Origin of the sequence: Actinocrinis sp. (genome assembly GCF_035946395.1) — a bacterium.
Classification (GTDB): domain Bacteria; phylum Actinomycetota; class Actinomycetes; order Streptomycetales; family Catenulisporaceae; genus Actinocrinis.
In genome coordinates this window covers 1-11,508 of the sequence record NZ_DASYZI010000453.1, presented here as the reverse complement: position 1 = coordinate 11,508, position 11,508 = coordinate 1, and the positions used below count along the sequence as shown (strand labels likewise).

Below are 11,508 nucleotides of genomic sequence, written 5' to 3'. Positions count from 1 at the left end.
GCGGCGCGGACTTCGGGGATGGCCGAGGGGGCCATGGACAGCGAGGTGACGCCCAGTCCGACGAGCACCGGTGCAAGTCGCGGGTCGGCTGCCGCCTCTCCGCAGACGCCTACCGGCTTGCCGCAGGCCGCTCCTGCGGCGGCGGTCAGTTCGATCAGGCGGAGGACTGCCGGGTGCCAGGGGTCTTGGAGCGCACCGAGCGAGCCGAGCATTCGGTCTGCGGCCAGCGCGTACTGCGTCAGGTCGTTCGTGCCCAGCGACACGAAGTCCACTTCCGCGAGCAGCGGATCCGCACGCAGCGCCGCCGAGGGGACCTCGATCATCGCGCCCACCGTGCCCAGGCCGTGGGATCTCGCCCGCTCGGCGAACCAGGCCGCGTCGCGCTCGTCGGCGATCATCGGCGCCATCACCCACAGCTCGGCGGACGCGCTTTCCGCGGCCTTGGCGAGCGCGGCCAACTGCGTCTCCAGCAGCGGCTGGTGCTCGCCGCGGAACGCCCGCAGTCCGCGTACGCCGAGCGCCGGGTTCGGCTCCGCGCCCAGCGGCAGGAACGGCAGCGGTTTGTCCGCGCCCGCGTCGAGAGTTCTCGCCACCACACGCTTCCCGGCGAAGCCGTCGAGCACCGCGCGGTACGCCGCGACCTGCGTCTCCAGCGAGGGCGGAGTCGCAGAGCCGAGATACAGGAACTCGGTGCGGAACAGGCCGACTCCCTCGGCTCCGGCGGCCACCGCGCCGGCCACGTCCTGCGGTCCGCCGACGTTCGCCAGCAGGCTGATCAGTACGCCGTCCGCAGTGCGCCCCGGGCCGGTGACCAGCTTGGCACGTGCGCGTGCCCGCTCGCGTTCGTCCGCGGCGGCCAGGAGTTCGGGTGAGGGGTGAGGTGTGACGGTGCCCGTGGCCGCGTCAACCAGGACCGGCGTTCCGTCGGCGAGTGCGAGTGCCCCGGCTACGCCGACGATCGCCGGGACGCCGCGTGCCCGCGCCAGGATGGCGGTGTGGCTGGTCGGGCCGCCCTGCTCGGTGACCAGGGCGAGCACCTTGGTCAGGTCGAGCAGCGCGGTGTCGGCGGGGGCCAGGTCGAGGGCGACGAGCACGAACGGCTCCGGCGGGTCCGGCACGCCGGGCATCGGCTCGCCGCAGGCCGCCGCCACCGCGCGCGCCGCTATGTCGTCGAGGTCGCCGACTCGGTCGGCGAGGTACCCGCCGGCCGAGGCGAGCAGTGCGCGGTACTCGTTGAAGGTCTCGAATATCGCCCGCTCGGCGGTCAGCCCGGTCCGGGTGCGCGCGCCGATGCCGTCCAGCAGCGAGGGGTCCTCGGCCATCAGCGCCTGGGCTTCGAGGATGTCGGCGGCGTCGGCGCGGTCCAGTTCGTCGCGGGCTGTCGCCGCGCGGCGCAGCAACTCCTCGGAGACCTCGCGCAGTGTCACGCGGGCCCGTTCGGCCTCGTGCTCTGCGTCTCCGGACGGATGGGCCGTCGCGGACGGCTCGGGCGGGCGCAGCGCCATCCGGGCCACCGGACCGGCCGCCGCGGCGCCGCCGACGCCGAGTCCTGACAGCGGCGTGCCCGGCGGTGGCGGTGGCGTCGGCCCGGCCGCGTCCATGTCAGCCTTCGAGGTCGGCACTGAGCAGCGCCTCCAGTTCGTCCAGCGTCGACTCGGCGCCGTTGCCGTCGGCGGCGATGACCACCTGGTCGCCGCAGCGCACGTCGAGGCCGAGCACCGCCAGGATCGACCGGGCGCTGACCGGCTCCTTGCCCGCCTTGGCGATGGTCACCGGGACCGGTGCGGCGCTCGCGGCCTTGACGAACACCGCCGCGGGGCGGGCGTGCAGGCCGACGCGGGACGCCACGGTGACGATTCGCTCTGGCATGTCGGCTCCTAGGCTCCTCACTTCACGGTTCGTGGACACGGCGATGCTACGCGCGCTCGGCCAACCGCAGAGAACTGTGTTCTTAACGGCCGGGAGTGCAGCGGGCAGGTGAGGCATCCGCTCACCCCGTCCACTGGAACAAGGTGACGCCGGGTTCGATCGCCCCGGCCGCGACCTGGTCCACCGCGGCGGGCTCCGCGTCCAGCGCGATCACCGGGCAGATCGGCGAGAGTCCGCCCGCCTCGATCTCGGCCGGGTTCCACCGGATCACCGGCGTGCCTGCCTCGACCTCGGCGCCTTCGGTGGCGAGCAACTCGAAGCCCGCGCCGTCCAGGTTCACCGTGTCGATGCCGAGGTGCACGAGCACGCCGCGGCCGTCGCTCCCGGCGATCACGAAGGCGTGCGGCTTGAGCTTGACCAGCGTCCCGGCGATCGGCGCGACGGCGGTCAGCGGTCCGCGCTCGGGGTCGACGGCGGCCCCGGGTCCGACCATGGCCTGTGCGAAGACCGGGTCCGGCACGTCACGCAGCCCGATCGCGGTTCCGGGCAGCGGCGAGCGCACGAGCAACACTGTGGCGTCCATCTGCGTGAGGGGGTCCGCGCCTGATCTCAGAGCAGATCCTCGATGTCCATACACAGTGTGTCCGCCTCCGGTCCGACCACGACCTGGACGACGGTGCCCGCCTTCATCACGCCGTGCGCGCCGGCCGCCTTGAGCGCGGCGTCGCTGACCTTCGACCCGTCGCGCACCACGGTGCGAAGCCGGGTGATGCACGGTTCGATCTCCACGATGTTGTCGGCCCCGCCGAGTCCGGCGATGATCGCCTCTGCCTTGTCCATCTTCGCTCCCCTGGGGGTGAACGGGCCGGGATGAATTCTTCGAGTCGGGGACCTTGACAGCTACTGGCCCACGGTGGTCTAGTCCGGTCCAGAACACTAGCGTGACCAGAATCACTAGAACAGAGTCTTCAACCACTTCAAACACCGAACCGGGGCAGAGCGCGGGCCGGAAACGATCCCGCGCGACCCCCGTCGAAGGACACGACAGCCGAAGGACACGACCCCGATGGAGATCACTTCTCGCAGCCCGGTGCCCAAGCACCAGCAGCTGCGCGAGATCCTCATCAACCTGATCGACACCGAGCTGGTGCCCGACACTCCGATCCCCTCCGAGCGGGACCTCGGCGAGCGTTACGCGCTCTCCCGGATGACCGTCCGTCAGGCGATCAACCAGTTGGTGACCGAGGGACGGCTGTACCGCGTCCGGGGCCGGGGCACGTTCGTGGCCCAGCCCAAGATGGATCTACAGATCAGGCTGGCCTCGTTCACCGAGGACATGACCCGCAGGGGCATGGTCCCGGCCTCGCGCACGCTCGCCTTCGAGCGGATCGAGGCCACCCCGGTGCTCGCGCGCCAGCTGGAGCTCAACCCGGGCGAGCCGGTGGTGCGCCTCGCCCGGCTGCGTTACGCCGATTCGATCCCGATGGCGGTGGAACGCACCCACCTGCCGGAGAACAGGGTGCCCGGCCTGCTCAGCCACGGCACCCCGCAGTCCCTTTACCAGACCCTCGCGGACGAGTACGGCCTCAAGCTCACCTGGGGCGAACAAGTCATCGAGGCAGGCAATCCGGATCCCGAAGACGCCGCGCTGCTGGAGATCTCAGCCGCCGGAGTCGTACTACAGATGTCCCGGCGCAGTTACGCCGGCGACGTGCTCATCGAGTACGCCGTCTCGGCGTACCGCGCCGACCGGTACCAGCTGTGGGTACCGCTCGAAAGGCCCGCACAGCCGATCACCAATCCCCGCGCGGAGCGCCCAACCGGCGACGTCGGCGCGACGCGTGGATAAACCCTCGATGGAGGACCGTCCATGACCGCGGCTACAGCCGACGGACTGCCACCGGCAGCACCCACCAGCAACCAGATACTCGCCACGCTCCAGCGCATCGGCCGCTCGCTCATGCTGCCGATCGCCGTGATGCCCGCCGCCGGGCTGCTCATCCGGCTCGGTTCCGACGACATCCTCGGCGAGCGCGCGGTTCCCGCCGACCCGACCCAGCACGGCCTGTACCTGGCGACCGCGACTGGTTGGCACTGGCTCGTCTACGTCGAGCAGGTCTTCGCCGCCGCCGGCAACGGCATCTTCAACTTCCTGCCGCTGCTGTTCGCCATCGGCGTGGCGATCGGCTTCGCCCGGCGCGCCGACGGCTCGACGGCGCTGGCCGCCGCGGTCGGCTACCTGGTCTACAACGAGGTCACCGCGGCCGTGTTCGCGATGCCGGCGGGCAGCGCCTGGCGCAAGGACTGGGCCGCGCCCTTCTATGGCAAGGACCCCAAGACCGGCGCCGTGGCGTACTCGGACGTCATCTCGCACAATCCGACCTACGTGCTCGGCGGCATCTTCGTCGGCCTGATGGCGGCGATGCTCTACCAGCGCTACTACCGGATCAAGCTGCCTCCGTACCTCGCCTTCTTCGGCGGCCGCCGCTTCGTGCCGATCGTCACGGCGTTCGCCGCGGTCGCGCTCGGCGTGGTGATGGGTCTGATCTGGGAGTTCGCCGCGGTGCCGATCAACAACCTCGGCGGGGTCGCCGGGCGCAACGGCACCGCGGGAGCCGGCCTGTTCGGCCTGATCAACCGGCTCCTGCTGCCCTTCGGCCTGCACCACATCCCGAACAACCTGGTGTGGACGACGGCGATCGGCGGCCAGTGCCACCAGAACGGCACCGCCTACTCCGGCGACCTGATCTGCTTCTTCCACGGCGACAAGTCCGCGGGCATGTTCATGACCGGCTTCTTCCCGATCATGATGTTCGCGCTGCCGGCCGCGGCGTACGCGATGACCCGCGCGGCGCGTCCGGACAAGCGCAAGCTGGTCGGCGGCATCATGCTCTCCGCGGCGCTGTGCTCGTTCCTGACCGGCGTGACCGAGCCGATCGAGTTCGCGTTCCTGTTCGCGGCCCCGCTGCTGTTCGGCGTGCACGCGGTCCTCACCGGCGTGTCGCTGGCGTTGGTCCAGGCCCTGGGCATCCACGACGGCTTCTCGTTCTCCGCCGGGCTGTTCGACTACATCTTCAACTACGACATCGCGACCAAGCCGCTGCTGCTTATCCCGATCGGGCTCGTCTTCGCTGTGGTGTACTACGTGTTGTTCACGTTCGCCATCAAACGCTTCAACATCATGACGCCGGGCCGCGAGCCCGACGCGGATGAGGAAGCCGGCGCCACGGTGCTGGCCGAAGCAGCCTCCTGAGCTGATCCGGCGGCAGGGCGGCTGAACCCGCGGACCCCCGTCTCCGGCCCTCGCGACCAGGGCCGGGGACGGGTTTCGCATCAGGGAACGGATTTCTGGTCGCGACGGCTCACCGCGCCTGGTGAAAAGGCTGGAAAACACCTTCGGCGCAGCCGTAGTCGTAGGTGTAGATCTCGCGCCCGTCGATGAAGGCGCGCTCGACCCGCTGCATCACGTCCAGCGGGTCGCCGGACCAGACGCACAGGTCCGCGTCCTTGCCGGCGGCGAGCGAGCCGAGGCGGTCGTCGACGCCGAGGATGCGCGCGGGATTGACGGTCAGCGCGCGCAGCGCAGCGTCCCGGTCCAGGCCCTCCTTGACCGCGAGCGTGGCTTGGTGCACCAGGAAGTGGATCGGCACAACCGGGTGGTCGGTGGTGATCGCGATGGTCACCCCGGTCCGGTCCAGTCGGCCCGGGTTGGCCAGCGAGCGGTTGCGCAACTCGACCTTCGAGCGCGAGGTGAACAGCGGGCCGATGACGACCGGGACGCCGCGGGCGGCCAGCTTGTCGGCGACCAGGTGCGCCTCGGTGCCGTGGTCGATGACGAGGTCGTAGCCGAACTCGTCGGCGATGCGCAGCGCGGTGGCGATGTCGTCGGCCCGGTGCGCGTGCTGCCGCCACGGGATCTCCCGGCGCAGCACCCGGCCCAGCGCCTCGTGCGTGAGGTCGCGCTCCACCGGCTTGCGCTCCTGCGCCGGCTTCGCCGCCTCCGCCTCGATCCTGGCCAGATAGTTCTGCGCCGCGACGAAGGCGCCGCGGATCACCGCGGCGGTGCCGAGCCGGGTGGACGGGGTCTGCTTCTTCTCGTTGTAGACGCGCTTGGGGTTCTCGCCGAGCGCCGACTTGATCCCGGCCGGCTCGCGCAGCACCCGGTCGTCCACGGTGCCGCCCCAGCACTTGAGCGCGACCGTCTGCCCGCCGATCGGGTTGCCCGAGCCCGGGTTCACGTTGACCGCGAGCACGCCGCCGGTGATCGCGTCGCGCCAGCCCTGTTCGTCCGGGTTGATCGCGTCGATCGCCCGGACCCGCGCCATGACCGGGTCGGTCAACTCGTTGGTGTCGCTGCCGGCCCAGCCCTCGCCCTCCTCGTGCACGCCGAGGTGGCCGTGCGCCTCGATGAAGCCGGGCAGCACCCACTTCCCGGCCGCGTCCACGATCTCGGCGCCGCCGGGCACCGGCAGGTCGGCGCCGCCGAGCGCGCTGATCCGGCCGTTCTCGATCAGCAGCGTCCCGCCCTCGATCGGCTCGGCTTCGATCGGCACGATCCTGCCGCCGACGATCGCGGTCACGGCCATGGCTCCTCCTGGGCAAGCGCTGTAAGCGCTTTAAGTCGTAATGGATCAACGGGCATGTCGCTCATGACGATAATCGACGAGACGGCCGCGCCGCCCTGGTAAAGTGGTCGCCCTTCCCAGCACACGTACGGCGCGCCGCCGCGAACTGACGAGCCCGCGCTGAGACCTCTGCGCTCCGATGAATACACGTCCACTGTCTCTGTGACCTGTGTACCTACTTGGAGCCGTCATGCCTTCGTCACCTGCGTCATCACGATCCGCCGACGACCCCACGATCCGTGCCGAGGCCACTCACCTGGCCGAATCCCGCGCCGCGCTGCGCTCCATGCGCGACGAGACGCTGGCCCTCAGGGCACAGGGCGGCAACGCCGTCTCCACCGAGGTGCTGCACGCCGCGATCCAGGCCCGCGCCGCCGCACTGCTCGACCACCCGGACGTGCCGCTGTTCTTCGGCCGGCTGGACTACTCGCGCGACCTGCCCGGCGAGTACCGCGGCGAGCGCTACTACGTCGGACGCCGCCACGTGCACAACGCCGGCGGCGACCCGATGGTCGTCGACTGGCGGGCCCCGGTCTCGGTCGCGTTCTACCGGGCCAGCGCGAAGGACCCGCACGGCCTGGCGCTGCGCCGCCGCTTCGGCTTCTCCGGCGGACAGTTGACCGCCTACGAGGACGAGCCGCTGGACGGCTCGGCGGCCGGGGCTGCACTGTCTGAGGCTGCACTGTCCAAGGCTGCGCTGCCCGGGGCTGCACTGTCCGAAAACACACGGTCGGGGAGCGCATCAGCCGGGGCCGCGCCTTCCGGTGAAAGCAGGATCCTGACCGAAGAGATCGAGCGGCCGCGCGTCGGGCCGATGCGTGACATCGTCGCCACGATCCAGCCGGAGCAGGACGAGATCGTCCGCGCCGATCTCGGCGAATCCGTGTGCGTGCAGGGCGCTCCCGGCACCGGGAAGACCGCGGTCGGGCTGCACCGCGTCGCCTTCCTGCTCTACACGCACCGCGACCGGCTCAAGCGCGGCGGCGCCCTGGTCGTCGGCCCGAACCGGCAGTTCCTCAAGTACATCGAACAGGTGCTGCCGGCCCTCGGCGAGGTGGACGTGGCGCAGGCGACCGTCGAAGAACTCGTATCCAAGGGCTTCGCTCAGCGCTTCGCCGTGCGCGGCGTCGACGACGCGGACGCGGCGCGCATCAAGGGCGACGAGCGGATGGCGCAGGTGCTGTACCGCGCGCTCTGGGCGAACCTGGCCGCGCCGACCGAGGCGGTGACCGTGCCGCGCGGCGTGCGCAAGTGGCGGGTGCCCACCTCCGAGATCCAGCGGCACATCGACGCGATCCGTGACCGCAACGTGCGGTACGCCGCCGGCCGGGCCATGCTCGCGCAGCGGATCGCGCACGCCGTGCTCACCAGGATGGAGGCCGAAGGCGAGTCCCCGGACGACCGGGTGCAGGACGCGGTGGCCCGCTCGCGTCCGGTCAAGCAGGTCGTCGACGAGCTCTGGCCCGCGGTCGATCCGATCAAGCTGCTGTTCGGGCTGCTGGCGTCGGCGGCGCGGCTGGCCGAGGCGGCCGACGGCCTGCTGGGCGCCGAGGAGCAGGCGCTGATCTGCTGGGAGCGGCCCGGCGCGAAGGTCCCGCGCAGCCCGGCCGCCGCGCGATGGACCGCGGCCGACGCCGTCCTGCTCGACGAACTCGCCGATCAGCTCGACCGTGTTCCCTCGCTGGCGCACGTCGTGCTCGACGAGGCGCAGGACCTCTCCCCGATGCAGTGCCGCGCGGTCGGGCGGCGCTGCGCGACCGGTTCGGCCACCGTGCTCGGCGACGTGGCGCAGGCGACCACGGCGTGGGCGGCCGGCTCCTGGGAGGAGACGCTGCGGCATCTCGGCAAACCCGAGGCGGTGCGCGAGGAACTGACCCAGGGCTTCCGGGTGCCGAGGCAGGTGATCGAGTACGCGGCGCGGCTGCTGCCGTTCGCCGCGCCGCGCCTGGCCCCGCCGACCTCGGTGCGGCAGGCGGCGGGCGGGCTCGACGTGCTCGCGGTCGCCGACGTCCCGGACGCGGTCGCCACTGCGGCGGCCGACGCGCTCGGCCGCGAGGGCTCGATCGGCGTCATCGCCGCGGACGCCGCGATCGACGCGCTGACGAAGGCGCTGACCGTGCGCGGCGTCGGCCACGCGGTCCTGGGCGGCGAGGAACCCGACGATGCCGAGGGCGAAACGCCGCGCGTCGTGCTGGTCCCGGCGAGCCTGGCCAAGGGACTCGAATACGACCAGGTGATCGTCGTGGAGCCGGCGGACATCGTCGAGGCCGAATACGCCGAGATCCTCGGGCTGCGACGGCTCTACGTCGTGCTCACCCGTGCTGTCAGCGCGCTGACGGTACTGCACGCCCGGCCGTTGCCGCCGCAGCTGGCCGGCCGTTAGCGGATGCCGCGGTGTCGGGTGGCAGCGTGTCGGCTCCTGCATGGGCTGACACAGCGGGGAACGCCAGGGTGTGCACGGCGCGGATGTCACTGACGGAGGCGCTGTGCGCACTGTGAGTTATCTCACATCGTGCATCCGGTGACCCGTGATCGACGCGCCGTCGGGCGGCGTCCTGTCCGGCATGTCGTGTCAGACAGCGTCAGCCCTCGATGACGTCGAGCGGCGTGTCGATCGCGGTCCGCCAAGCGGCGACCAGTTCCGGATCCACCGGCCCGGCCCAGTCCGCGGAGTAACGCGCGGCGGTGCCGATGTGGAACGCCGTCAGGCCCGCCTCGCGCAGGGCCGGGACGTCGCTCAACCGCAGACCGCCGCCGACGAGCAGGTTGAGGCCGCGCGGATCGGCGGTCTCACGCGCCGCCTCCGCCTTGAGCACCTCGACCCCCGCGGCCGCCGGGAACGGTCCGCCGGAAGTCAGGACCGTGTCCAGACCGGGCAGCCCCCGGATCGCCGCGTAAACCGCACTCCGGTCGGCCGCCTGGTCGATCGCCTTGTGGAAGGTCCACGGCGCCCCATCCAGCGCCTCAAGCACCACCTGCACCGCGGCGAGGTCCACCGCGCCGTCCTGGGTCAGCCAGCCGAGCACGAACTCGTCCGCGCCGGTCTCGCGCAGCTGCCTGACCGAGGTCGTCAGCGCGCTGATCTGCCCGGGGCCGCCGGCCAGGAAGCCGTCGCGCAGCCGGACCATGACGCGCAGCGGGATGTCCACTGCGGACCGGATCGCGCTGAACACCTCCAGCGGCGGATTGAAGCCGGAGAACTCCATGGAGCTGACCAGTTCGAGCCGGTCCGCCCCGCCCTCGACGGCCAGCCGGGCGTCCTGCGCGTCCAGGGCGATGACTTCGAGCAGCGCTTTCGACATGCGCCAAGCCTGCCACAGCCGTGCTGAAAGCGTGCCGAGTGGGCCTTTCGAAGGCATCCTGGACGAGCGCGGGAGGCGGCGGTCAGGGGGGCGCAGACTCGGTCGGGTGCTCCAACCCGTACTTCGCGCGCCGGTGCACGGTCCGTCTAGGCTGGGCATAACAGCACTGACCGAGCGCGCGCGAGGGGAGGCCGATTTGCGCGGGGAAGTGACGAAGAACGCGAAGATCCAGCCGGAGCAGCGGCTGTTCGGATATCTGAGCGAGGTGGCCGACGAGGCCTCGGGCAAACTCTCGCCCGCCGCGCGGATCCGCTTCGTGGAGTCCCTCCGCGAGACCATCGAGCAGGAGCGCGCGAGGCGCGGCAGCGACCTGGCCACCCTCGACCGCATCCTCACCCGGCTCGGCGACCCGGTCACCCTGGTGGACTCCGAGGTCCAGCGCGACCCCGACTACCAGGCCAGGCTCAGCGCCAGGCTGGCGCGGGCCACCGACGGCCCGCAGGTGCCGATCACCGACGACCTCGCCGAACTGCTCGCCCCGTCGCCGCAGTCCGGCGCGCCGTACGTCCCGCTGAGCCCCGCGTCCGGCTCGGCCGCCATCGACACCCCGGAGATCTGCCTCGATCCGGACCCGTTCGCCCCGGAGTACCGGATCGACACGGTCGGCGCGCTGCACGCGCCGGTCGCGCCGTCCGCTCCTGCCTCGCCGGCCACGACCACGATGGTGCTGCCGGTGATCTCCGCCGAGCCCGAGGAGCCGGCGCAGTCGCTTTCGCCGATGGTGATGCGGATGCGCGGCGTCTGGGCGGCCGGCCCGCGGGTGCATCCCTGGGAGGCGCTGGCCATCGCGCTGTTCCTGCTCGGAGCGGTGCTCGGGCAGTGGGTCGTGCTGCTGATCGCCGGGCTGGTGGCCTTCACCTCGCGGTTCTACACCGAGGTGGAGAAGTGGACGCTCGCCGTGGGCGTGCCGGTGACCACGGCCCTGCTCTACGCCTTCGGCTTCTGGCTGCATCAGCGCGGGGTGTGGGGCGGCACCAAGGTCGACACCTCGGACCTGGTGGCCGGGGCGGCGTCCTTCTTCGGCACATTGCCGCGGATCGCCGCGCTGCTGGCCGCGCTGTTCCTGAGCTGGCGGCTGGCCCGCGGGATCAGCCGCCAGCTTTGAACGCTCAAGTGGTCGGCCGGGCGTCGTCAGCCACGGATTTCCAGCCTGACTGATCCAAACGAGCGGAAGCCGAGCAGCAGGTAACCTCCGTGGGTAACGATGGTGACCGCCGGTCGATCGGCGGCTAGCCTTAACTCATCAGGGTGACGCGAACAGCGTCGCCTCGACGCGCATACGGGCGCGCAGCTCTGGCAAGAACTCTTGCAAGGCCCCAGTGACGACAAGACGGATGAGGTAGTCCCGTGCCAACCGGCAAGGTGAAGTGGTACAACGCCGATAAGGGTTACGGATTTATCACGCGTGACGACGGCGGCGATGTCCACGTCCACTCCTCGGCCCTGCCGGCCGGGACGACCGCGCTCAAGCCGGGTCAGCGCGTGGAGTTCGGAATCGCTGACGGCCGGCGCGGCGAGAGCGCGCTGAACCTGCACCTTCTGGACGCGCGGCCGTCCGTGGCCGCCGCGGTGCGCAAGCCCGCCGACGAACTCGTGGTCATCGTCGAGGACGTCATCAAGGTGCTCGACCATACGTCGAACACGCTGCGGCG

The 11,508-nt window shown here is 71.2% G+C and carries 11 protein-coding genes; 5 read left to right on the top strand and 6 right to left on the bottom strand.

The features are described 5' to 3' along the window. The 4 genes from ptsP to VGS97_RS28770 all read right to left on the bottom strand — a co-directional run. The coding region (gene ptsP / locus VGS97_RS28785) for a phosphoenolpyruvate--protein phosphotransferase (RefSeq protein WP_326856831.1) at positions 1 to 1,622 on the bottom strand (1,622 nt) is incomplete at its 3' end. Next, positions 1,603 to 1,869, bottom strand: coding sequence for an HPr family phosphocarrier protein (locus tag VGS97_RS28780; protein WP_326856830.1), 267 nt, complete (start codon positions 1,867 to 1,869; stop codon positions 1,603 to 1,605). The genes ptsP and VGS97_RS28780, both read right to left, overlap by 20 nt. 121 nt (positions 1,870 to 1,990) lie before the next feature. Beyond that, positions 1,991 to 2,452: a PTS glucose transporter subunit IIA gene (locus VGS97_RS28775; protein WP_326856829.1), complete on the bottom strand. Its 462-nt coding sequence runs from the start codon at positions 2,450 to 2,452 to the stop codon at positions 1,991 to 1,993. A 26-nt stretch (positions 2,453 to 2,478) separates the two neighbouring features. Then, positions 2,479 to 2,709, bottom strand: a complete 231-nt coding sequence (locus VGS97_RS28770) for a PTS glucose/sucrose transporter subunit IIB (protein WP_326856828.1) — start codon at positions 2,707 to 2,709, stop codon at positions 2,479 to 2,481. A gap of 226 nt (positions 2,710 to 2,935) precedes the next feature. On the opposite strand from VGS97_RS28770, the gene VGS97_RS28765 reads away from it, so the two are divergent. Together VGS97_RS28765 and VGS97_RS28760 are read left to right on the top strand one after the other, a co-directional pair. Further along, positions 2,936 to 3,718: a GntR family transcriptional regulator gene (locus VGS97_RS28765; RefSeq protein WP_326856827.1), complete on the top strand. Its 783-nt coding sequence runs from the start codon at positions 2,936 to 2,938 to the stop codon at positions 3,716 to 3,718. A 21-nt stretch (positions 3,719 to 3,739) separates the two neighbouring features. After that, positions 3,740 to 5,122, top strand: a complete 1,383-nt coding sequence (locus VGS97_RS28760; RefSeq protein ID WP_326856826.1) for a PTS transporter subunit EIIC — start codon at positions 3,740 to 3,742, stop codon at positions 5,120 to 5,122. Positions 5,123 to 5,231: 109 nt separating this feature from the next. On the opposite strand, the gene VGS97_RS28755 is transcribed toward VGS97_RS28760, so the two are convergent. Further along, positions 5,232 to 6,455 carry an amidohydrolase gene (locus VGS97_RS28755; RefSeq protein WP_326856825.1) on the bottom strand — a complete coding sequence of 408 codons (1,224 nt, stop codon included), beginning with the start codon at positions 6,453 to 6,455 and terminating at the stop codon, positions 5,232 to 5,234. Between the two features lie 229 nt (positions 6,456 to 6,684). Here VGS97_RS28755 and VGS97_RS28750 point away from each other — a divergent pair, with 229 nt between their 5' ends. Beyond that, entirely contained in the window at positions 6,685 to 8,877 is a 2,193-nt protein-coding gene (locus tag VGS97_RS28750; protein ID WP_326856824.1) for an AAA family ATPase, read from the top strand. Positions 8,878 to 9,076: 199 nt separating this feature from the next. Here the strand turns inward: VGS97_RS28750 and VGS97_RS28745 are convergent, their stop codons facing one another. Further along, the gene (locus VGS97_RS28745) at positions 9,077 to 9,796 is read right to left on the bottom strand and encodes a copper homeostasis protein CutC (protein ID WP_326856823.1); all 720 of its coding nucleotides are present in this window, start codon (positions 9,794 to 9,796) and stop codon (positions 9,077 to 9,079) included. Positions 9,797 to 9,992: 196 nt separating this feature from the next. On the opposite strand from VGS97_RS28745, the gene VGS97_RS28740 reads away from it, so the two are divergent. Together VGS97_RS28740 and VGS97_RS29720 are read left to right on the top strand one after the other, a co-directional pair. After that, on the top strand, positions 9,993 to 10,961 hold the full coding sequence (locus VGS97_RS28740; RefSeq protein WP_326856822.1) for a hypothetical protein: 969 nt from the start codon (positions 9,993 to 9,995) through the stop codon (positions 10,959 to 10,961). Between the two features lie 242 nt (positions 10,962 to 11,203). Then, positions 11,204 to 11,508 (top strand): cold-shock protein (locus tag VGS97_RS29720; protein ID WP_349262305.1); only part of this gene is annotated, 305 nt, incomplete at its 3' end.